The following is a 23,895-nucleotide window of genomic DNA, read 5'->3' as shown; positions in this document are numbered from 1 at the left end:
TCGTTCTGGCTGCTAGAAACTTCCGAAGTGATTCGGAAGTTTTTTTGTTGTTTGAATATATTCCTGCCTGGGTTATGCCTTCTCTTTTTGTGCAAAAAGACGCCGCAAAGCGACTTTTTTCGTCAACCTTGCGGCGTCTGGATTCAGACCTTAGGCAGTCAGAATCTTAATTTTTTACTGAAAATCCTCGAACGCAAGTGTATCGGCGTCAGCTTCTGCATTTTCTTCTGTGCTTTCCTCGAAGCCACCCTCTGCTGTGAAGCCATCCGCTTCTGGAGCAGTTTCGCTTTCTTCTACGAAGCTTTCGTCACCAAATGTGGCTGCTTCGGTGTCGGCTGCTGTGGTTTCGTCGGCGAAGCCATCGGATTCTGGTAAGGAAAGTTCATCCTCATCATAATCAGATATGTATGTTACTTTAAATGTAATCGAGAAATTATCACCTTCATACTGACTCAGTTCGAAGTAATAGGTCTCTCCACCTTCCAGGTAAACATCTTCCAAATAACCATTAGCATTATGCTCAACATACTTTGAATCTCTGTACACATAAATATCTACATTACTATACCAGGAGTCTCTTGTAGTGTTCGTATTTCTTAAATCATAATAGCCTGATTTCTCCGGTACAAATGTGAAATACTGAACGGAATCCCGATCAAGGGAAACAGTGTATTCCTTATCGCACTCAACAACAGGTGCCTCATACTTCAGATACTTAACAGAATAAACCTCCGTTACATTAACCCTCTTATTTGTCATTGTAACGCCAATTATGTTACCTTGTTCATCTTTTTGAAGTTCTGCAACTTTATTTTCATCATCGGATTCAACGATCATATCCTGCAGGCTCTCTGCTGTTCCCATCACTGTAATCGTCTTCTCATCCATGTCCAGTGTATATTGCAGAATTCCTGCACCGTAAATCCGGTCAGGTGTTGTAACCCTTGTGTCTGTAATATAGTTTACAATGTAACTGTACGTTTTATCTCCGCATGTCATTATGACTTCTGCATCATAATCATATGCTTCTGTATCTGTATTTACCGTATAAGTAATATTATCAGCAGTTTTTATTGTAAAGTCATGATTGGAATTTTCAAGGAAATAAATGTTAATCATTCCACTTTTACTCCAACTACTAACCTCTGCACGTGTCACCATAGGACCTGTAATATCTTCCGGACTAATTCTGAAAAGATCACTATAATCAAGCTGATAATATACTTTCCAGATTCTGGCAGCGCCACTTATAGAATCTGTAACAGTAATTCTCTTTACATACTCTTCTCCTGTTACATCTTCGATCTGAGTATTGAAGTTTTCATTGTCGCCTCTCCAGAATGTAACAGTAAGCTCTCCAAGAGTTTCACTCTTTCCAGATATAGTTATGCCTGTTTCAAGATCATATTCACCTTCATTGCGACTGGAATAATTGGCATAAACGCCATCAACCATTACCTCTTCTATAGAGCCAAAATGATTAATGATCTCTAACACGTCATCTAATTTTGAAATCATTTCCTTCATTTCTTCTGAAGTATTCAATTTCTCAGCCTCAGAAAGCAATGCCAGCATATTTGTCTTATATTCATTATCTACAAGAACATTTGCATAGTCCGTTAACATGTCAATTTTCCGCTGTAATGAAGCTTTCAACACTTCCTCTTCAGACATACCAACAGTACTGCTTCCGTCATCTGGCCAGTAACCAACTGTATTAACACTGGTTACTCTGCCTGTAACAGAATCATAATCGCATACATGCCACAGATTTCCAGACTGACCTGTCGGTACACTAAACGTATTCAGAAGGGTGCTTCCCCTGTAAACCGTAACAATCGCACCAGACTTATCAGACATATTCTTGCTCTCTTCATCTGACTGATCTGAAAAATCATAAATGTAGAAACGATAGGTTCCTGCGGTCTGTTTGTAAATGGTTGTTGTCTCTGGTCCTTCCCAGGTCGTATCATCTACATCCAGATCTGCATATTTTACATAACTGTCTTCGCCATCATATTCTCCGTATGTCTCATCACTGTAATAAGTATGGAAGTTTCCGATTCCCTTTGCTCTCGGTCCTACCAGATGGGAATCCAGGTCAGACGGTGCACCAGACTCTTCATCACCCCATCTTAAGACGAAACGGATCTGGTCATCATTGATGATTCTTGTAACAGAGAAAGTCTTGGTTATAGTCTGTCCAGCTGTTACAGTTACACTAAACGGTGCTGCTACAATTTCAGATTTCGCATCAGCAGATACTACCTGAATGGTATAGGAGCCAATCGGAAGCTCTTCAATTGCACATTTTCCGTTTGCAGAAGCCTCTACTGCAATCTCTTTCAAAATGTTACCGGATACGTTATTTGCTCCTTCACGAATCTCCAGGGCAACTGCATAATCAATAGCATCTCCGGTTGCTGCATCTACAAGAGTAAGTTCAATATTACCAGTTGCATCATCTTCACCTGCAACAAGTTCTACCTGTTCGTTGCTGAATGCATTTTCATAAGCACTTGTGATTTCTACAGTCTGAAGTACTGTACGATATCCTTCCGCCTTCACTACAAACCAGTAATTTCCCCATTCTGCTTCAAACGCGTATGTTCCATTTTCAGCGGTATCTGCTACTTTATTTTCTTCTGTCAGGTACTGGGAAACATTTCCTTTGTTGATTCCTGCCGCATAGTTTAACAGGTATACAGAAGCACCAGCAAACGGTGCTTTGTCCTCTGCCGTTACTACTTTACCACTTACAGAAACCTTATTAACTTTTACAGTTTCATCTTTCTCTGCCACTACAGTATCCAGAATCTTACCAGAATCAGAATCTTTTACCGGTACTTTTCCAAGACCCTTTACATCTGGAATGTTGGCTGCATCTGATACGGTCGCAGTTGTATTTTCTGCACCTGCATTCAGAGTCAGTTCAACCTTGCTCTCAGCTTTCAGGTTCAGGTTCTGGCTGGTGGAAATAGTACTTCCGCCTGCTGAAGCCGTACTGGTAACAGGGATTGCTGCTGCGGTGTTTTTGCCGGATACATTTACATCTGCCTTTGTGGACAGGGTAAGTTCGGATACAGTTCCGTTATTTACCAGATCAAGCTTTGGTGCTTCGGACTCACCTTTGTTTATTTCGATATTTGCGCTTGCGCCTTCATCAATTGCCACTCGTCCGGTTGCTGCCTGGAATATAATATTGTTGCCGGTTGCTTTCTCAATAAAGGTATTGGATGCAATTGCTTTGATTACAATTTCTTTGAAATTACCATTGTTGACAACTTCGCCGTTTGGTGCATTTACTACAAGTGTTAAATCAGACTTGTCTTCCTTTGGAATTTCGAAGCTGCTTGCTCCGCTCTGCTCAATTACTACTTCTTTCAGATCCGGATTCGGTGAAGCAAGTGCTGCATTCAGTTCAGCCTGAGTAGAAACCACCTGCCGGGTAATTGGAGTAGGGGTTGGAGTTGCAGTTGGTGCTGGTGTCGCAGTCGGCACTGGAGTCGCAGTCGGTGCCGGGGTTGCAGTTGGCGCCGGAGTTGCGGTTGGTGCCGGAGTCGCAGTTGGCACTGGAGTTGCGGTTGGTGCCGGGGTTGCAGTTGGTGCTACGCTGACAGTTACTGTGCATTTGTAGCTTTTTCCATTCGCACCCTTAAATGTAACGGTACATTTTCCTGTCTTTTTACCTGTGATCACACCTTTTTTGGTAACAGCCGCAACTTTCTTATTACTGCTGGATACAGATTTGATCTTTGTTCCATTCAGCTTTACAGTTGCTTTTGAGCCAACTGTTACGTTCAGCTTTTTCTGGCTCAGAGCCGGTGCTTTTACCGTAATCTTACAGGTATAGGTCTTCTTTCCTACTTTGGCTTTGATCGTAGCCTTACCTTTTTTCACTGCGGTAACTTTACCTTTGCTTACTTTTGCTACTTTTGCATTTGAGCTGGACCATTTTGCTTTTTTGCTGGTTCCTGTAACTTTGAGTGTAACTTTTTGGCCTGGATACAGGGTTGCTTTTGCCTTATTCATTTTTACGGCTGCTGCCTGAACCGAAAGACTCATAAGCAGCACCATAACAACCATAAGCAAAAGTGCAGAAAGCTTTTTCCACATTTTCTTACTCATAATGCTCCTCCTTCGTTAAAATTTTTCCAGTTTACCGCGATAAACTGGACTAATTTAATAATAAAATATTCTTTCTTCTATTTCAAGTACATTTTGGTTAAATTTTGCAGACAAAAGAAGGAAGCCTCCATATTGCAATCTCACATCACAATACAGCGGCTTTCCTTATTTTTCCTAATTCACTTCAAATTCTTACTCTTCCACATCCTCAGCCGGTTCTGCCGGGATGAAGACTCTGGAATTTTCATGTTTCTCTTTTTTCTTTAACGCTTCTGCTTTCTCAGTGGCTTCCCTGCAAAATTCCATCTGGGAATTGATCAGAAGTTTGCCTCTCTTGTCCTGCTTCTCATAGGTTCCATCCGGCTGGAGAATATGGGCTTTCACATTATCACGGAATTCCAGATCCAGAACATGCTTGATCTCATTCTTGATCTGCTCGTCCTCAACCGGGAAAACGATCTCCACACGGCGATCCAGATTACGAGGCATCCAGTCCGCACTTCCCATATAAATCTCATCGCTGCCATTATTGTGGAAATAGAAGATACGGCTGTGCTCCAGGAAGTTTCCTACAATGGAACGTACATGGATATTCTCGCTCACACCCGGGATTCCCACTCTCAGACAGCAGATGCCTCGGATCAGCAGGTAAATCTGCACGCCACAGGAGGATGCATGATAAAGAGCTGCAATGATTTTCGGATCACAAAGAGAGTTCATCTTCGCTACGATCATAGCCGGCATTCCTTTCTTCGCGTGCTCTGTCTCTCTCTCGATCAGCTTCAGGAATCGATCCTTCATCCAGATTGGTGCCACAATCAGACGGTTCCAGTTCTTCGGCTCAGAATATCCGGAAAGCATGTTAAACACTGCAGTTGCATCCTCGCCGAAGCGCTCGTCACAGGTAAAAATGCCGCAGTCCGTATAAAGCTTTGCAGTAGAGTCGTTATAGTTACCAGTTGCCAGATGAACATAACGGCGGATTCCGGTGTCCTCACGGCGAACCACCAAAGTAATCTTACTGTGTGTTTTCAGGCCAACCAGACCATAAATAACATGACAGCCTGCTTTTTCCAGCATTTTCGCCCACACAATATTGTGTTCCTCATCAAAACGTGCCTTCAGCTCTACCAGAACCGAAACCTGTTTGCCATTCTCCGCTGCCTGGGCAAGTGCTGCAATGATCGGGGAATTTCCGCTGACACGGTACAACGTCTGCTTAATCGCCAGCACATCCGGATCCTTTGCCGCCTGGCGTACAAAATTTACAACCGGGTCAAAGCTCATATATGGGTGGTGTAAGAATACATCGCCCTCACGGATCACCTGAAAAATATCCTTGCTGGTATCTGCAAATGCAGGCACCACAGCAGGGGTATATTTCGGCTCTTTGTACTGCTCAAAGCCATCCTGTCCATAAACCTTCATCAGCATGGTAAGATCCAGTGGTCCGTTAATATAGAAAATATCCTCTTCTTTAATGTCAAATTCCTTTTTCAGAATGCCAAGAAGTCTGGAGTCCGTTTTATCTTCCACTTCCAGGCGGATCACCTCACCCCACTGGCGCTTCTTCAGCTGCTTCTGGATTTCCACCAGAAGATCCTCCGCCCCATCCTCATCTATGGAAAGATCCGCATTTCTCATAATACGGTAAGGATGTGCACAAACCACATCATATCCAAGGAAAAGCTTGTCAATATTGCGCTCGATAATCTCCTCGAGAAGGATCACAGTCGTGTCCTCTTTATTCCCGGATGGAATGACAACCACACGCGGCAGTACAGATGGCACCTGAACAGTGGCAAATACCAGTACATCCTTGCCCTTTTTCTTATCCTTCTTGGAAATCAAGGCGCCAATATTCAATGTCTTATTTCGAATCAATGGGAAAGGTCTGGAAGAATCCATTGCCATAGGAGTAAGAACCGGATAAACATTATCCTCGAAATAACGGTCCACATACTCCTGCTGTTCTTCATTTAATTTCTCATGCTCCATCACCAGGTGAAGTCCTACCTTCTCCAGTGCCGGAAGAAGGGAACGGTTCAGAGTGCTGTACTGGGAACGGACGAGTTCATGTGTCTGGACACTGATCTCCTTCAGCTGCTCTTTTGGTCCCATTCCTGCAATATCTGTTTTCTCATAGCCGGCATGAACCTGGTCCTTCAGGGAAGCCACACGAACCATATAAAACTCATCCAGATTGGACGATACAATGCTGGTAAATTTCAGTCTTTCAAACAATGGCAGACTTTTATCTCTTGCTTCTGAGAGAACACGGTCGTCAAACTTCAGCCAACTCAACTCCCTGTTCACAAAATACTCCGCTTTTTCAAAATTTTTCAGATCCATTGTGCCCCTCCTCACACTTTTCTCTTACGCCTGAATACCAGACGGATACCAAATACCTCTTCAAAAAATTCGACTTTATCCATAAGAAGTCCAAGCTCTAGGGAGATATCCTGCTCAGAATCAACTGTAAGAAGCAGAGTTCTGTCCTTCAGCATAGCCTTCATATTCTTTACCTTCTGATAATGGCTGCGATCCATGGCATTTGCAATACGAAGGATTGCAGTCAGCTTGGCGATCAAAAGATATACGGAACGATCCATTCCGACTTCTCCTGCGATCTCGCTGTAATAAACAAATTCTGTAGTATTGTAGCGCACCGCATTTGCAATGATCTGACGTTCTTCTGTGGAAAGTCCGATGATCTCCGTAGCCATAATGATCTGATAGGAGCACTCTGCCACATCTCCCATACTGATATATTTGCCACAGTCATGAAGCTGCACTGCGATCTGAAGAAGCAGACGCTCTCTGTCTCCCATTCCGTGCACTTTCTTCATGCTGTCAAAAATCGCCAGGGCAAGGTCGGTAGTACCCTTAATATGATCCTTTCCAGTAGAATAACGTTTGGCAATGTTTCTGGCTGCCACCAGAATATCATTTTCAAAATTGTGCGCACTCTTAATAAAATTCTTCTTTTCCCCGAAATCATAGGCAATACCATCAAGAAGAGATACACCTGGCATCCAAAGCGCTTCTGCATTGAAGAGATCCATAAAATCTTTACAGATAACCATAGTTGGCACGATCAAAGCGGCATACTCCGGATCAATATCCATTTCCTCTGACAGTGAAGTCTCGGTCTTATAAACCGTATTCTCATACCGCTTCTCGAATTCAGCCCGTGTAATAATGTTATCCTGTCTCTCCTCACGGAAAATAGTCTCAGTAAGAAAATCCCCCATAAGGATCAAATTCTTTATCTCGCAGTCTTTCAGATAAAGACGCTTAAACCCGGTCAGGTCATTACGGATAAACTCCTCCACCAGCTGTGCATAATTCGTATTGGTTTTCTCCAGCTCCTTCAGACGTTGGCGGATACGCACGCTTCCCATTTTCAGGCTCTGGGTGGTTACAAGCGCATCTTTGTCAAACAGGGAAATCTGCAGGTTTCCACCGCCCACATCCAGAATAGCGGTTCCTTTCTGGATCATTTTCTTAAAGCCATTCTCAATGGCCGCAATAGATTTATAGCCCAGAAAATGCTGCTCGGCATTGCTTAAAACCTCCACATGAATTCCGGTTCTTCTGAAAATCTGTTCAATGATAATCAGCGGATTCTTCATCTCACGGAAAACACTTGTGGTACAGGCGCGGTAGTCTTTCACACCGTACTCTGCCATGATCCTCTTAAAGTCGTTAAGTACTTCACAAATAGTATCTACCTTATCCACTTCCATGGTTCCGCCGGAATATACCCCTACTCCAAGATTCAGACGATACCGGATATCGTCCACAGTCCGGAAACCACCCTTTTTGGAAAATTCAAAAATTTTCATGGTGATCTCATAAGAACTGATATCAATTGCCGCAAATGTGGTCACTGCCATACGTTTTTCCCTCCTGCCAAGGATTATTTCATTCCAGACATAAATTTCAGATAATCTCTGGTAATCTTTTACTGTTCCTCACTTGTTCCCAGAACATGATCAATAAACTGCTGCGCCGTTCTTCCAGTGAGACCGCCGTGAGAAAGCTCCCAGGCGTTTGCCTTCATCAGAAGCTCTTCTGCAGGCATTGTAACACCATAGCGCTCTGCAAGTGTAGTAACAATATTCTGGAATTCCTTCTTGTTCGGTGCACCAAAATAAATACGTACGCCAAAACGGTAAACCAGAGAAAGCTTCTCCTGCACAGTATCGGAGGAGTGCAGATCTTCATCGTCTGCCACCTCCAGCTTATCCCCGGATTTTTCCCGAACAAGATGACGTCTGTTGCTGGTTGCATAGATCAGAATATTGTCCGGCTTTTTCTCAAGGCCGCCCTCGATCACAGCTTTCAGATATTTATATTCGATTTCAAATTCCTCAAAGGAAAGATCATCCATATAAAGAATAAATTTGTAATTACGATTTTTGATCTGTGCGATCACATCATTCAGATCCTGGAACTGGTGCTTGTACACCTCGATAATGCGAAGTCCTTCGTCATAATAACGGTTCAGGATACCTTTGATGCTGGAAGATTTACCAGTTCCTGCATCACCAAAAAGCAGGCAGTTGTTGGCCTTTCTTCCTCTTACAAAAGCCTCCGTGTTCTCGATCAGTTTCTGCTTGGGGATTTCATATCCAACCAGATCATCCAGATTCACATGGGCGATTCTGGTAATCGGTGCGATCACCGGCTTGCCATCCTTGCCATGCTCAATACGAAATGCCTTGTTCAATCCCAGCTTACCTACACCGAAATCTTTGTAGAACTGCACCATATCTGCCATAAACTCTTCCACTGTAGAAGCCTCTGCCAGTGTTTTGCTCATATCACAGATTCTGTCGCAGATACGCTGATTGTATACCTTGCTGTTGCATCCTGTATTCACATAATTACAGAGAAAATCAGCACAGTCTGTTCCAAACGCACTGTCAAAAACAGCAAGATCAAAGTCATAAAGTTCTTTGAAAATTCCAAAATCATGAAGAGCCAGATGGTTAATGCTTCCCTCCACTGCCCCTCTGATCTCGGAAGCGGTACTGAATGCATTCTCGTGATTGACCAGAAGCTGTGTCAGATAAGTGTGCCACAGATTCCCGGAAAACCCATACATTCCTGCCATTTCCACCAGGCTTCCTGCCATATGGAAAAATTCCTCTTTACGATTCTCAAAGCCTTCTTCACCAGCCTCATAGCTGTTCATCAGTGATGTCATTATGTCCAGTACCTCACCGTTGTCGAAATTGCGGTAAAGGATACATTCTTCTGTTCTTGCCATTTTTGTTTCCTCTCAATTCCATGGCGCATTTGCGTGTCTCTTCTCCTTTTTGCTGCCCGCACAATTCATGGCAGCATACTTTCGGATATACAGGCTCTCGCATTTGCAATGTTTTTCATTCTACTTTTCTTATATTAAAAACAGATAAAATCTTCTTAAATTCTTTGGTTAATTTTAACAATAAATGAAATTGCTGCCACTCTCTGCCTTCGCAGCTATAATCTTAATAATTGCCCAGAATTTTCAAATAGCTGGTCTCTGCTTCCATGCCCCGCAATGCATTCTTTACCGCGCTGTCCCGCAGATTTCCCTCGAAGTCCACGAAGAAACGGTATTCCCAGGTTTTTCCCGGAATAGGCCGGGACTCGATCTTGGTCATATTCAGACCATTATAGATCATATGGGAAAGTACATTGTAAAGAGTTCCGCTTGCATGACGTGCCTCGAAGCATACACTGATCCTGGAGCTGTTATTCTCATAAACCGGTTTCTTTGCCAGAATAATAAATCTGGTCACATTGCTGTCATTTTTGCAGATATTCTCTGCCAGAACCTTCAGATTGTAAATCTCTCCGGCAGCCCTGCTGGCAATCGCTGCGTGAGTCTTATCCTGATCTGCGCTGATCTTTTTGGCCGCTGCGGCGGTGTTGGTTACTGCTGTGGTTTTCCAATCTCTATGCTCTTCCAGATATTCCTTACACTGGGCGAGCCCCTGAGGATGGGAATATACCCCGGCAATATCGGAAAGCTCAGCCTCCTGCAGGCCAAGCAGCACATGCTCAACCTTCAGGATCTGCTCTCCCACGATAAACAGATTATATTCTGTCAAAAGGTCATAAATATCTGTCACAATCCCAGCTGTGGAATTTTCAATAGGAAGGACTGCGTAATCTGCTCTTCCTGTTGCAACTTCTTCCATGGCATCCCGGAACAGCTTCACATGATAGCTCTTAATGTCTTCCTGAAAGTAGGCGCGCATGGCTCCATAGCTGTAGGCGCCCTCTACCCCCTGGAAAACAACAGTCACATTATTTCTGGGAAGCTGCTCCACCATTTGGAAGTCTTCCTTTTCTTTCGGACCATATTCGGTGAGAAGCTGATACTGACGCTTTCTGCTGATGGCCATGATCTGCTGAAAAAGCTCCTGGGCTCCAAGTTCGTTGAACTCACCGTGCGCTTTTTTCCTGATTTCTTCCAGTTTGGCATGCTCTCTCTCCGGATCCAGCACTTTCTTTCCGGTATGGATCTTATACTCTGCAACCTCTTCGCAGACCTTCATCCGCTTCTCAAAAAGTTCCACCATCTGATTGTCAATTTCATCTATTTTTCGTCTGCATTCCTGCAAATCTGTCATATTGTTTTCTCTCCAGTTTTTGTATTTAATCATGCAAATTCAGCTGCTGCACACTTCAATTTCCACAATGTACTGCCATTACTGTTCGCTCCGTGACCAGTAACACGCTGCCATTTCAGTACCTGACACTTATCCGACATATTCTTCCACCGCATCTGTAAGCGCTCCAATAAAGGAAAGTGAACCAAATGCCAGAATCACACTGTTCTCGTCATCTCCTGCACAGGAAAACGCCTTTTCTACAGCATCTTTTATGCTCTTTGTACTTTCGGCACTGGAATTATATACCCTTGCCGCCTTCGCCAGTTCCTCTGCCGGCAGTGCACGGGGATTATCCGGTGTCTCTATGGTATAGATTTTTTCCGCAAAATGGGCTGTTTTTTCAAGGACAATCTTATATTCCTTGTCTGCAAAAACACCCATAATGTAAATCAATTTTTTTCCATTAAAATAGTGTCGGATAGATTCTGCCATCTTGTCGGCTGCTCCGGCATTGTGGGCGCCGTCTACAATAAAAAGAGGCTTTTTATTGATAACCGTAAATCTTCCCTTCCAGCTTGTGTGGAGAAGACCGTCCTTCCGCTGTTCCATGGTAGTAGTCCAGCCAAGTCTGTCCAGTTCTTCAAGGGCGTTTAATGCCAGCACTGCATTTTCTTTCTGGTAAACACCGGCAAGGGAAATTGCAAATTCCTCTCCTTTATAAGAAAAGGTCTGACCGAATACGCTCTCTTTTTCCAAAACAGCCTCATCAGGGTCAGATACCACACAGGGTACATGAAGCTTGTTGCAGGTATCTGCAATCACCTGTGCCGCTTCCGGCTTCTGCTTTGTGGTCACAACCCGGCAGCCAGGTTTGATAATTCCAGCCTTCTTCTCTGCGATTTCTCCAAGGGTATTTCCAAGAAATGACATATGATCCATGCTGATGGAAACCAGCACAGCCAGTTTGGTATTCTTCACAATATTGGTGGCATCCAGATTGCCGCCCATTCCGGTCTCCAGAAGGACCAGATCACAATTTTCTTCCTTAAAATACAAAAACGCTGCTGCAGTCTCAATCTCAAAAGGGGTAGGATGATTCATGCCAACCGCTGTCATCTGGTCAATTGACCTGGAAATTTCTGTCACATACTTTGCAAAAGCTTCCTGTGAGATCTTCTCACCGGCAATCTCAAGACGTTCTCTGTAAGAATAAAGAGTTGGGGATATGTATCTGCCCACTTTATAGCCTGCCCGGGTAAGGGTGGTGTATAAATAAGCAATCACGGAACCCTTTCCATTGGTTCCGGCTACGTGGACATAAGGAACTGCATCCTGAGGATTTCCAAGCCTGTCCAGCATTTCACGCATATTATCAAGTCCCAGCACGGAACCGTATTTCGCCGAATCATCGATATATGCACGGCATTCCTGATAGTTCATAATAAAAGCTCCTCGTTTATCAAATATCTTTTTCTCTCCATTATAACCTTGCAGCATAAATTTAGCAAGAATGGGAATGTTATTTTTATCATTTTACCCAAGGAGACCAAGCATATGAAAAAATACCCTTTTCTCTTCTGTGGTTTTACCGGCTTGTGTCTGGAGATTCTCTGGACCGGGCTCCATTCCCTGCTCCGGGGAGATGCGTCCATGAAAGGGACTACCTCTCTTCTTATGTTTCCCATTTATGGCTGTGCATCCCTGATTCTGCCTGTATACAAAAAGCTGAAAACCCTTCCGGCGCTTCTGCGCGGCTCTCTTTATACTGCCGGATTTTACCTGGCAGAATTTACCAGCGGTTCTATCCTGCAGGCTTTTCACATGTGCCCCTGGGACTATTCCGGAGTGCCCCATCAGTACAAAGGAATCATCCGTCTGGACTATCTCCCGGTCTGGTTTCTCACAGGATTGTTTTTCGAAAAAATACTTACAAAATCTTCTTGAAAAATCATTCCAAGTAGTATATGATAGGTCGAAGAGATTTTGCGTTACCACTCACAGAAGAACCTTTTTGAAAGAGTTTTCGTGAACCGTAACACTCTACCCCAAAACCACACACTCATAACGGAGGTATATCATGAGACACTTAATGAGTCCGCTGGACCTTAGTGTTCCGGAGCTTGAGAAGCTTCTGGATCTTGCCAGCGATATTGAGAAAAACCCCAAAAAATACGCACATACCTGTGACGACAAACGGCTTGCCACACTTTTCTATGAGCCAAGTACCCGTACCCGTCTCAGTTTTGAAGCTGCTATGATGAACCTTGGCGGTAAGGTTCTTGGTTTCTCATCTGCAGATTCCAGTTCCGCAGCGAAAGGGGAAACTGTTGCCGATACCATTCGTGTTGTTTCCTGCTATGCAGATATCTGTGCTATGCGTCATCCCAAAGAAGGTGCTCCGCTGGTAGCTTCTATGGTTTCTAATATTCCTGTTATCAATGCCGGTGACGGTGGTCATCAGCATCCAACCCAGACTCTTACAGACTTACTTACCATCCGTTCCTTAAAGGGACGTCTTGACAACATTACCATCGGTCTGTGCGGAGATCTGAAATTCGGACGTACCGTTCACTCTCTGATCGAGGCGCTGGTTCGTTACAACAATGTTAAATTCGTACTGATCTCTCCGGAAGAGCTTCGTATTCCCAGCTATATCCGTGAAGACGTACTGAAAAAGAACAACATCGAGTTCCTAGAAGTAGAACGTCTGGAGGATGCTATTCCGGAGCTTGACATTCTTTACATGACACGTGTTCAGAAGGAGCGTTTCTTCAATGAGGAAGATTATGTTCGTATGAAGGATTTCTACATACTGGACAAGCAGAAGCTTTCCCTTGCAAAGGATGACATGTACATTCTTCATCCGCTTCCTCGTGTTAACGAAATTTCTGTTGAAGTGGACAGCGATCCGAGAGCTGCATACTTTAAACAGGCCCAGTACGGTGTATATGTTCGTATGGCCCTGATTCTTACATTATTGGAGGTGGAACTGCCATGTTAAATGTTGGAGCACTTCGTGAAGGTTTCGTATTAGACCATATCAAAGCCGGCAAGGCTATGACTATTTATCATGACCTGAAGCTGGATAAGCTTGACTGTACTGTTGCGATCATCAAGAACGCAAAGAGCAATAAGATGGGCAAAAAGGACATCATCAAGGTTGAGTGCCCGATTGAAGATCTGGATCTGGATATCCTTGGTTTCATTGATCACAATATCACCGTAAATATTATTAAGGATGAGAAGATCGTTGAGAAAAAAGACCTTCGTCTTCCGAAGCAGGTTGTAAACGTGATCAGATGTAAGAATCCCCGCTGTATCACTTCCATCGAGCAGGGACTGGATCAGGTGTTTGTTCTGGCAGATGAGGAGAATGAGGTTTACAGATGTAAATATTGTGAGGAGAAATATTCCGGTCACAGAAATAAATAATTCATCTCTGTAAATCATTGTTTTTTATAACAATATTGATATTTTATTGTGGAAGCTGAATACAGCTTCCACTTTTTTGTAACAAAAAATTCCGGTGAAATTTCCTGTCCATCTGGTCGCATCCTCGCGAAGCGTTTTTGCTTTATCGGAACATTACGGAGTAATTTCCAATAAAGCAAAAAAACCTGGGAAAATCCAGCAGAACTGAACCTTCTCAGGTTAAATATCATATTATATGTATCATACAATTTGATTCTTAAATACGCAAGCAGACCGATAAGCCGGGTTATGTCGTTGAGTGATCATCTGTCTAGGCCTTCCGTTGCCGAAAGGCTCAAGCGACCTACCTGAAAGCACGACGGGCCGCCGTATCGCTTTCTGCTCGGTCTTGCTTCGAATGGAGTTTACATGTGCCCGGCCTGTTACCAGGACGGCGGTAGTCTCTTACACTGCCTTTCCACCCTTACCATGGCAAGCCATGGCGGTTTATTTCTGTTGCACTGGTCTGGGAGTCGCCTCCACCGGACGTTATCCGGCATCCTGCCCTGTGAAGCCCGGACTTTCCTCGTCTGAACCCTTTCGTCTGTCCAGCCGCGATCACCTGGCCTGCTTGCGCAAGTGCTATTTTAACATTATTGCTTTAAGATGTAAAGCACTATTTCTCATTTCTTCCTGCCGTATAACCTGTAAAGGTTACTGTAAACGGAGTAAGCAGTAACCCGGTAAATAATTACTAGAGTAAATCTTTATACTTTTCAAGTACCTTCTCATATGCAGCATAGGCTTCTGACAGAGATTTATACACTTGACCACCCCCGGCATTAATAACTTTTTTATACTCCGTTTGATCCTTAATGTGATCGGAGATTGTCACATATGTTACATTTCCTTTTTGTCTCTTGGCCGTTTGAGATTCCGAGACGTAATATTTCCCGTCTCCTGTTTGAATCAATATTGGTATCTTCTTACCAGCTCCCACCTCATTGGTATCAAATGAAGTCCAGAACAAATATCTTTCAGATGCTTTGTTTGATTTTCCATTTCCCAGAAACGCCCATGTGCCATTCTTCAGCAGGCTTTGTTCGCCCAATACTTTTTCAATTTCCGGGACAAAAGTTGAAGAACTCGCTTTCGAATCAATTTCAAAATTCGTATTATTCTTTATCAAATCCAAATTCAGACAGCCACTGCTTTCCAGAGTTTTAAAGAAATTCTCACTCATGTCATAGCTATTTGATGCAGAAGTTCCATCCCCGCTCCACACAAATTTGGTTCCCGTTTTCTGGTCAAACGAAACCTTACAGGTTCCACCTGCTCCTGGTTTTCCAATCCAGTTATCCGTATCGCCTTCTTTTACCGAATGGCTGATCCCCCCAATTGTAATTACATCCGCTGACTGCCAGTCATCCTGTTTCTGTTTCAGATCGACAGTAACCTCTTTATCATAGATTCCCATGTTTGCCTCAGTCAGCACCTTCGCATAAGCAGCGCGTACATTTGCAAGGTCTGCTGCTTCCCTGCTTTTTTCCAACTGACTTCCGAAAACAGGTATTGCAACAGCCACCAGCACCGCAATAATTGCAACCACGATCAAAAGCTCAGCCAATGTAAAGCCTTCGCGACTTTTTTTCATAAAATACTCCTCAATTTCTTACAAGCACATCTGCATCATCAGGTGTTAAAACAGCTTCCCCCTATAAATTCTCTTAACAGGGAATTATTAGGCACTTCCTCGCTTGGCACCGCTACAAAATAATCAAAAAATTTCAGCAGCCTGTTTGCCTCCAGATATTCCGGCTCCTCTTTGGAAATTCCGAAGAGAAGAGGCTCTGCGTATACCTTCAGACATGCCAGTTCATAGATCAGTGCCGAGTTAAACATAACATCCGCTTCTTCCTGGTATGGAAAAATATTCTTCTCTTCCCCTCTTCTTACAGATGGCCACCTTGCAATGGTATCCTTGGCAGAGGTTCCTCTGGTTCTTGCATCCCGGACGATTCTGCGGATCAGTCTGCCGTCTGTGGTAGGAATCCGGTTGTGTTCATCAATATTCAGCTGGGTGAGGGCACTGATATAGATTTTGAACTTGCTCTCCTTCGGAAGCGCATAGCTTAATTTGTCATTCAGACCGTGGATCCCCTCAATAACAAGGATGTCTTCCTTCCCCAGCTGGAGAAAATCGCCTTTATATTCTCTCTGCCCGGTCTTGAAGTTGAACACCGGAAGTTCTATTCTCTCTCCATTAAGAAGTGCCAGCATATCTTTGTTGAACTGCTCCACATCAATGGCTTCCAGACACTCGTAATCCTTTTCCCCGAATTCATCCAGCGGGGTATGCTCTCTGTTTACAAAATAATTGTCAACAGCAATGGGATGTGGCTTCATTCCGTGCGCCGCCAGCTGAATGGACAGCCTGTGGGAAAAGGTAGTCTTGCCGGAGGAGGACGGACCCGCGATCATGACGAACTTCTTGTTTCCAGCCTTCACGATCTGCTCTGCAATTCTGGCAATTCCAGACTCCTGGATTGCCTCCTGCATAAGAAGGATCTTCTGTATCCCCTGGGAAACGATCTGGTCATTCAGCTCACCTACTGTGGAAATTTCCAGCTTTCTGCCCCACTCTTCAGAATCCTTCTGCACCTGGAAGATTTTCTCCTGGGGCTGGAATTCCGGAAGCACATCCGGAGCCTTAGCATCCGGCAGAATCAGCACAAAGCCTTCATCATACAGCTTCAGGTCAAAATATGGCACATAACCGGTATCGTAAGCCATTGCCCCGTAAAAATAGTCCTCAAAATTCTCTATGCTGTAAATATTCACCCTGGAAACCCTGCGATAGCGGAACAGCTTCTCTTTATCATACATTCTGTGATGATGAAAAAGTGCAATTGCTTCATCCGTTCCTACACTTCGTTTCTTCACCGGGATTTTCTGCTCCACCAGTTCTGTCATCCGCTTCTTTACCTGGTCAAGAAATACCTGATCCAGCTTCTGTTCTCCCGCCATAGTAAAGTAAAAACCGCTTCCTACAGAATAATGAAGCACCACTTTATCTACTTTTTCTTTGCCTGCAAGATCGTAAATTGCCTTTAAAAGCACCAGACATGCAGTTCGCTTATAGGTTTTATTTCCAATGCTGTCTTTTGTGGTGACCAGCCGGACTTCGCCGTCCCGTTCTGCTTTTTTATGAAGCTCACAGATCTTGCCTCCTGCAATTACAAGAATAACAGGGGCCGGGCTGGTCTTTTCGTACTCTTTTACAACTTCTTTATAGGTAATTCCCATGGGAAACTCTCTGGTTTCCCCATTGATTGTAAGTTTCACTGCATGATCCATAAAATCTCCTTTTCTGATCTGAAAGATCAATTAGGCTAAACATAAATCACATTTTCCAAAACCAGACAATATTATTCTGACAACTCATTTTATCTCCAGACAGACGTCATCTCGCCCATCCACAACAAGTCTCACCCTTATAATATCGTATACGGGCTTCTCACCTTTGCGCAGCTGACTGTAAGCTCCGGAAACGCTTTTGCCAGTCTTTCCTTCATATCTTCCATAAAAATATATTCCGTACCGTAATGACCTGCGTCAATGATTGCAAGCCCCTGGGCTACGGTATCAATTCCGGTATGATGGTCAATATCACCTGTCACATATACATCAGCCCCGGCTGCAAGCACATCCTGGATCATGCTTTTACCAGAACCGGTACATACGGCAGCCGTTTTCACAGTCTGTTCCAGATTTCCGTACACTTTCACATCTGAAAGCTTCAGATTCTTTTTTACAAGAAGGGCGTACTCCTTTAAAGTCATCTCACAAGGCAGATTTCCCACACGTCCAAAGCCAATGGGCTCCCCGTCTTTTTCCCCGGTAGCACAAAGTACCTTCGTATCTGACAGTTCCAGATATCCGGCACTTAAATCTGCCATTCCCAGAATATCATAGTTGGTGTGCATTGCATAATAAGATATTCCATGGCGCACCAGACTGATAATCTTCCGTCCTGTAAAGCTGTGATTATTGATCTTCTTAATACCGGAAAAGATCATAGGATGATGGGTAACGATCATGTCAGCGCCAGCCCGGATAGCCTCGTCTAACACTGTTTCGGTAAGATCAAGGGCAAGAAAGACATGTTTTACCTCACTCTCGTCATCTCCTGTAAGAAGTCCCACATTATCCCAGTCCTCTGCAACTGCTGCCGGAAAATTTCCTCCCAGCCATTCTGTCAGTTCTTTAACCTTCATATTCTGCCAGCGCAGCAGCGATCAGCTGCGCCTCCTCCTTTACTTCCAAAATGCGGGCAGTAACTGCCTCTGCCTTCGGTGCCGTTTCCAATTGGTTCAGAATCTGGGAGCGGATCCGGGATTCCCGCTGAAGATAATGGTAAAGCACCTGGTTCTTTTCCTGAAGAAGATATTTGCCAAAGGCTTCCTCCAAGGTGTAAGCAGCTGGATTTTCCGGCATTTCTGCCCATTCATCAGCATGTAGGTTCTCAGAAGAAGCAGCTTTCACAGACGTATTTTTTGGGAAAGAATCCACGTTAAGTTTCAAACTGCTGTGAACATTTTCCCCAGGCACCACCCGCATCATGGGATAAAATTTCCCATCCTCTTCCACCATTTTCTCTTCTGTGATCTCCCAGCCTTCAGACTGGATAAATCTGCGAAAATGGGGAATGTCGGACTGTGGCTGTAAAATCAGCTCAGAGAAAGAATTTCTCACAGACCTGCCATCTGTGAGAATCCTTTCCATAAGGGGACCGCCCATACCTGCGATCACAAGGGTGTCACCCTCTCCGGCTTTCAAGCCTTCAAGTCCGTCTGAGAGCCGGGTCTGTATGTATTCCTCCAGTCCATACTGCCGGATATGTTCCTGCGCCCTGGAAAGGGGTCCTTTTCGCACATCCATTGCAATGGCGGATGGAATTTTTTTCTGCTGTATCAGGTATACCGGCAGATATCCATGATCGCATCCCACATCTACCAGCCGGTTTCCTTCTGTCACCAAGTCTGCGATTGCAGACAGTCGTAAGGATAACTGCATAGTCCTCTCCTTAATCCAGGTAATCCTTCAGCTTGCGGCTGCGGCTTGGGTGACGGAGCTTACGAAGAGCCTTTGCCTCAATCTGACGGATACGCTCTCTGGTAACATTAAACTCCTTGCCAACTTCCTCAAGTGTTCTTGCACGTCCATCATCAAGCCCGAAACGAAGACGGAGAACCTTCTGTTCTCTCTCAGTCAGAGTTCCAAGGACCTCTACCAGCTGCTCCTTCAAAAGAGTAAATGCTGCAGCATCAGCCGGAACCGGAACATTGTCATCCTGGATGAAATCTCCAAGATGGCTGTCCTCCTCTTCACCAATAGGGGTCTCCAGAGAAACCGGCTCTTGGGAAATCTTCAGGATCTCACGCACGCGGTCAACCGGCATGTCCATCTCTTCCGCGATTTCCTCCGGAGTAGGTTCACGTCCAAGCTCCTGGAGTAACTGTCTGGAAACGCGGATCAGCTTGTTGATCGTCTCAACCATATGAACCGGAATACGAATGGTACGCGCCTGGTCTGCAATAGCTCTTGTGATAGCCTGACGGATCCACCAGGTAGCATAGGTACTGAACTTGTAACCCTTTCGGTAATCAAATTTTTCGACAGCCTTGATAAGACCAAGGTTACCTTCCTGAATCAGATCCAGAAAAAGCATTCCACGTCCTACATAACGCTTTGCAATGCTGACAACAAGACGAAGGTTGGCTTCTGCCAGACGCTTCTTGGCATTTTCGTCGCCCTGTTCCATTTTCTTTGCAAGCTCGATTTCTTCTTCTGCTGAAAGAAGCGGAACTTTACCAATTTCTTTCAGATACATACGAACCGGATCCTCAATGCTCACACCTTCCGGAACAGAAAGATCGATCTTGTCCAGCTCTACTTCTTCCTCATCGTCCAGACCATCAATATCCATGTCATCGTCCAGCATAAGGTCATCTGCACTGTTCTCTGTGATACGCAGCACATCTACCCCACTTGCCTCAAGGAAATCGAAGATCTTGTCCATCTGTTCCGCATCCAGTGGCTGGTCTTTGAAATAATCACTGATTTCCTGATATTCCAGTACGTTTTTCTTCTTTTTTGCAAGCTCCAGAAGTCCCACCAGTTTCTCACTGAATTTGCCCATATTCATTTCCATAGGTACTCTAACCTCCATATAGTGTTAATATTTTATCCTTATTCAAAAGAAATATGCAATTGCTGCCTTTTTCTTCCAAGCTCCTCCAGATCCTTCTTGGCCTTTACAAGCTCCTGTAAAGCCCCCATATCTGCAGGATCCCAGTTTTTATTTTTCTCCGCCAGACTCTCCTGTTTAATGCGGATCAAAGCATCGGAAAATGCTCTCTGCTGTTCCTCCTTTGTCTCAAGGTGGATCGTGGCATTAAAGAGAGAGGCCACCTCTTTCTGCTCTTCACTGTCTGTAAAAGCATTCAGAAGTCTGGCCGGATTCACATCTCCCTCTTCGTGCTGCTTCCAGAGCATTTCTGCCACCTCTTTATAAAGAGGAACTACAAAATCTGAAGGAGAAAGATATTTCTCCACAGTATCAAAAATTGCCGGATAGGTAACCAGCCAGGTAAGCATCAGCTTCTGGGATTTATCTGCCGCGCTCTCCTTTTTTCTCATTGGAGAGCCGCCGGATTTTGGCTGGATACGCTTCTCTGCAGGCGTACCCTTCAGAGCAAGGGTGTTTACACGCTTCCGAAGGTCTTCCACACTGATTCCATATCTGCGGTATTCTTTTACAATTGCTTCAATATACAGATTCCGCTCCAGTTCATCAGAAAGTTCCAGAAGATACTGGGCACACCGCTCAAAAAACCGGTTCTGTCCCTGTGGCTCATCCATAGGAAAATCACCGGAAGCAATACTTACCCGGAACATAAAGCTGTCCGTAGCTGCCTCCAGCCTTTTCTCAAAAGCCTCTGCACCTTCTGCTTTGATAAATTCATCAGGATCCTTGTGAGGCCGTAAATTCACCACTCTGGAATTCACGCCGGCTTCCCGTAGAATGGGAATGGCTCGCAAGGCGGCTTTTACACCAGCTTCATCACTATCGTAAAGAAGAAGCACTTCCTGTGTATACCGTTTCACCAGACTGGCATGTCCGGATGTAAGCGCCGTTCCCAGAGAAGCCACTGCATTGGTAAATCCTGCCTGGTGCATGGAGATTACATCCATGTAGCCCTCGCACAGGATCAGGTAATTTTTCCTGGTGGTTCTGGCTATATTCAATCCGTACAGATTACGGCTCTTGTCAAAAATACGGGTTTCCGGCGAATTCAGGTACTTGGGCTTGCCGTCTCCCATCACTCGCCCGCCAAATCCAATCACCCTGTTATTGACATCCATGATTGGAAAAATAACACGATTCCAGAATTTGTCATACATGCCCTGGCGTTCATCCACATTGAAAAGGCCGGATTCCCGAAGAAGTTCATCACTGTAATTCTGGGATTTCAGATATTTATACAGGTCATCACTGTACTTGTCTGAATACCCCAGACCAAATTTCCTGATCGTCTCTTCGCTGAGACCTCTGCCTGTAAGATAATCGTGGGCATTTTTTCCACCTTCACGGCGCAGCTGGTAATAAAAATACTGAGCCGCTTTCTTATTGATCTCAAGCAAGGCTGCGCGCTTCTCCGCTTTCGCCCTTGCCTCCTTGGAATATTCGATCTTGGGAAGTTCCACACCGGCACGCTCTGCCAGATGGGAAAGTGCTTCTCCAAATGAATAATTCTCATATTGCATTACAAAATTGTATACATTTCCTCCAGCTCCGCAGCCGAAGCAGTAATACATCTGCTTGGACGGCGTTACGGAAAAGGAAGGGGTCTTCTCATTATGAAAAGGACACAGACCAAAATAGGAGCTTCCTCTTCTGGTCAGTCTTACATACTGGGATATCACGTCTACAATATCATTTTTCATTCGCACTTCTTCAATGATATCGTCGGAATAGCGCATGCTTATCCTCCTTTGATTTGATATGCCGCATATCCAAGAAAATGCGACATCTTTCGCGTAAATAAATATTATATCTCATTGCAAGAGTTTTGTCCACGTTCTAATAAACCTCCCAGGCTCTTGGTATGAAAATCTCCTTGAATTTCTTCATGGAATACTGATCCGTCATTCCTGACAGCCAGTCACATACCGCCCGGTCTTTGGGAACTCCCTTTTTCTCAATAAGAGCAACGTACTCCCTGGACATTGCTTCCGGGTGATCTATGTAATAGGCGTATAATTCTGTCAGCATTTTGATTGCCTTGGATTCCTCACGCTTCGCAATGGGATTCAGATATACTTTCTGGAACATCTCTGATCGAAGATCCATGAGTGCCTGCTCTACAGGAGCAGACATCTGAATGGAAGGCTGGTCAATGCTGTGCTCAATCACATCATGTACAAAGGTATTCAACCTTTCTCTTGTGGTCTGTCCAAGAAACTCCCTGAGACTGGCAGAAATATCATTCTCTGTAATGATCCCAGCTCTCTGGGCATCGTCCATATCATGATGAACATAGGCAATCTTATCAGAAAAGCGGACTACCTGTCCCTCCAAAGTGGACGGATGACCGCTGGTACGGTGATTCAGGATTCCGTCTCTTGTCTCCCAGGTAAGATTCAGTCCGTCTCCATTCTTCTCCAGTACTTCCACCACGCGGACGCTCTGACGGTAGTGTGCAAAGCCCTCAGGATGAACGGTATTAAGTGCGGTCTCTCCTGAATGTCCGAAAGGCGTGTGACCAAGGTCGTGTCCCAGTGCAATCGCCTCCACAAGATCCTCATTCAGGCGAAGTGCCTTAGCTATAGTACGTGCGATCTGGGATACCTCCAGAGTGTGCGTCAGCCGGTTCCTGTAATGATCTCCTTCCGGAGCCAGAAAAACCTGAGTCTTATCCTTCATCCTGCGAAAAGCTTTGCTATGCAGGATCCTGTCCCGGTCTCTCTGGTAAACCGTCCGGACGTCACACTCTTCTTCCTCCCGGTCTCTTCCTCTGGAACGTCCACTGTATGCGGCATAAGGACTCAGCAGTTCCAGTTCTCTTTCTTCCATGCTTTCTCTGATATTCATATATCTTCTATCCTCCAAAGACTGACAGGTACGCCGATAATCTTCCTCCTATTAATTATATTCTACACAAAATTTCAAATTCCTCTTTTTTTCAAAAAAAACTTGAAAATTTTTAATTTTTTTCAAAAAATGTGTTGACAATCATATACCCCTTTGTTATACTAATATCCGTCGCAGCGAGAAAGAAAACTTTCTCCGAGAAACGCGATATGCGGAAGTGTCGGAACTGGCAGACGAGCAAGACTAAGGATCTTGTGAGCATTGCGCTCGTGTGGGTTCAAGTCCCATCTTCCGCATGACTATTTAATAGTCACAATTTCATATTTTATCGCGCAGAGGTTTCTCCTCTATGAATGCGATATGCGGAAGTGTCGGAACTGGCAGACGAGCAAGACTAAGGATCTTGTAAGCATTGCGCTTGTGTGGGTTCAAGTCCCATCTTCCGCATGTACTACGTAAGTAGTTACAATTTAATATCTGATCGCGTAGAGATTTTTATCTCTGTGAAATGCGATATGCGGAAGTGTCGGAACTGGCAGACGAGCAAGACTAAGGATCTTGTAAGCATTGCGCTTGTGTGGGTTC

At 44.5% G+C, this 23,895-nt stretch carries 16 protein-coding genes, 2 tRNA genes and 1 other RNA gene; 5 read left to right on the top strand and 14 right to left on the bottom strand.

The features are described 5' to 3' along the window. Positions 1 to 174 precede the first annotated feature (174 nt). From ACESTK_RS08685 to ACESTK_RS08660, 6 genes are all read right to left on the bottom strand, one after another. A complete protein-coding gene (locus ACESTK_RS08685) occupies positions 175 to 4,128 on the bottom strand; it encodes an Ig-like domain-containing protein (RefSeq protein WP_373119527.1) in 3,954 nt (1,317 codons plus the stop codon). A 192-nt stretch (positions 4,129 to 4,320) separates the two neighbouring features. Continuing rightward, complete coding sequence (locus ACESTK_RS08680) at positions 4,321 to 6,480, bottom strand: RNA degradosome polyphosphate kinase (protein ID WP_373119524.1); 2,160 nt, start codon at positions 6,478 to 6,480, stop codon at positions 4,321 to 4,323. Between the two features lie 11 nt (positions 6,481 to 6,491). Further along, entirely contained in the window at positions 6,492 to 8,027 is a 1,536-nt protein-coding gene (locus tag ACESTK_RS08675) for an exopolyphosphatase (protein ID WP_373119522.1), read from the bottom strand. Between the two features lie 68 nt (positions 8,028 to 8,095). Continuing rightward, complete coding sequence (locus ACESTK_RS08670) at positions 8,096 to 9,406, bottom strand: ATP-binding protein (protein ID WP_195408958.1); 1,311 nt, start codon at positions 9,404 to 9,406, stop codon at positions 8,096 to 8,098. 223 nt (positions 9,407 to 9,629) lie between these two features. Next, complete coding sequence (pheA, locus tag ACESTK_RS08665) at positions 9,630 to 10,760, bottom strand: prephenate dehydratase (protein WP_373119520.1); 1,131 nt, start codon at positions 10,758 to 10,760, stop codon at positions 9,630 to 9,632. A 129-nt stretch (positions 10,761 to 10,889) separates the two neighbouring features. Further along, positions 10,890 to 12,182, bottom strand: coding sequence for a folylpolyglutamate synthase/dihydrofolate synthase family protein (locus ACESTK_RS08660; protein WP_195991651.1), 1,293 nt, complete (start codon positions 12,180 to 12,182; stop codon positions 10,890 to 10,892). Between the two features lie 114 nt (positions 12,183 to 12,296). On the opposite strand from ACESTK_RS08660, the gene ACESTK_RS08655 reads away from it, so the two are divergent. The 3 genes from ACESTK_RS08655 (at position 12,297) to ACESTK_RS08645 (ending at position 14,174) form a co-directional block, all read left to right on the top strand. Continuing rightward, on the top strand, positions 12,297 to 12,686 hold the full coding sequence (locus ACESTK_RS08655; protein ID WP_173716353.1) for a hypothetical protein: 390 nt from the start codon (positions 12,297 to 12,299) through the stop codon (positions 12,684 to 12,686). Between the two features lie 133 nt (positions 12,687 to 12,819). Further along, entirely contained in the window at positions 12,820 to 13,743 is a 924-nt protein-coding gene (gene pyrB / locus ACESTK_RS08650) for an aspartate carbamoyltransferase (protein WP_148462381.1), read from the top strand. After that, the gene (locus ACESTK_RS08645) at positions 13,737 to 14,174 is read left to right on the top strand and encodes an aspartate carbamoyltransferase regulatory subunit (RefSeq protein ID WP_118578704.1); all 438 of its coding nucleotides are present in this window, start codon (positions 13,737 to 13,739) and stop codon (positions 14,172 to 14,174) included. The genes pyrB and ACESTK_RS08645 overlap by 7 nt, the downstream gene beginning before the upstream one ends. Before the next feature lie 261 nt (positions 14,175 to 14,435). On the opposite strand, the gene rnpB is transcribed toward ACESTK_RS08645, so the two are convergent. The 8 genes from rnpB to ACESTK_RS08605 form a co-directional block, all read right to left on the bottom strand. Next, positions 14,436 to 14,787: RNase P RNA component class A (gene rnpB / locus ACESTK_RS08640), an RNA gene on the bottom strand. 120 nt (positions 14,788 to 14,907) lie between these two features. Beyond that, positions 14,908 to 15,807, bottom strand: a complete 900-nt coding sequence (locus tag ACESTK_RS08635) for a type IV pilin protein (RefSeq protein WP_373119516.1) — start codon at positions 15,805 to 15,807, stop codon at positions 14,908 to 14,910. 38 nt (positions 15,808 to 15,845) lie between these two features. Further along, on the bottom strand, positions 15,846 to 17,510 hold the full coding sequence (locus tag ACESTK_RS08630; protein ID WP_373119513.1) for a nucleoside kinase: 1,665 nt from the start codon (positions 17,508 to 17,510) through the stop codon (positions 15,846 to 15,848). Between the two features lie 137 nt (positions 17,511 to 17,647). Further along, positions 17,648 to 18,430, bottom strand: coding sequence for a Nif3-like dinuclear metal center hexameric protein (locus tag ACESTK_RS08625; protein ID WP_187565637.1), 783 nt, complete (start codon positions 18,428 to 18,430; stop codon positions 17,648 to 17,650). Further along, a complete protein-coding gene (locus ACESTK_RS08620; protein ID WP_187565638.1) occupies positions 18,420 to 19,229 on the bottom strand; it encodes a class I SAM-dependent methyltransferase in 810 nt (269 codons plus the stop codon). The genes ACESTK_RS08625 and ACESTK_RS08620 overlap by 11 nt, the downstream gene beginning before the upstream one ends. Before the next feature lie 10 nt (positions 19,230 to 19,239). Then, positions 19,240 to 20,367: an RNA polymerase sigma factor RpoD gene (gene rpoD, locus ACESTK_RS08615; RefSeq protein ID WP_118578714.1), complete on the bottom strand. Its 1,128-nt coding sequence runs from the start codon at positions 20,365 to 20,367 to the stop codon at positions 19,240 to 19,242. Positions 20,368 to 20,405: 38 nt separating this feature from the next. Further along, positions 20,406 to 22,199 (bottom strand): DNA primase, encoded by a 1,794-nt coding sequence (dnaG, locus tag ACESTK_RS08610; RefSeq protein WP_173771845.1) that lies wholly within the window; start codon positions 22,197 to 22,199, stop codon positions 20,406 to 20,408. Positions 22,200 to 22,299: 100 nt separating this feature from the next. Further along, on the bottom strand, positions 22,300 to 23,310 hold the full coding sequence (locus tag ACESTK_RS08605) for a deoxyguanosinetriphosphate triphosphohydrolase (protein ID WP_148462392.1): 1,011 nt from the start codon (positions 23,308 to 23,310) through the stop codon (positions 22,300 to 22,302). Positions 23,311 to 23,521: 211 nt separating this feature from the next. Between ACESTK_RS08605 and ACESTK_RS08600 the strand changes: the two genes are divergently transcribed. Next, positions 23,522 to 23,606, top strand: a tRNA-Leu gene (locus ACESTK_RS08600). A gap of 66 nt (positions 23,607 to 23,672) precedes the next feature. After that, a tRNA-Leu gene (locus tag ACESTK_RS08595) sits at positions 23,673 to 23,757 on the top strand. The last annotated feature ends 138 nt before the right edge of the window (positions 23,758 to 23,895 follow it).

It is taken from the genome of Ruminococcus sp. Marseille-P328, assembly GCF_964249465.1.
In the GTDB taxonomy this organism is placed as follows: domain Bacteria; phylum Bacillota; class Clostridia; order Lachnospirales; family Lachnospiraceae; genus Blautia_A; species Blautia_A faecis.
Note: the sequence above shows the minus strand (reverse complement) of the source record. Positions and strands in the feature narration are given on the sequence as shown.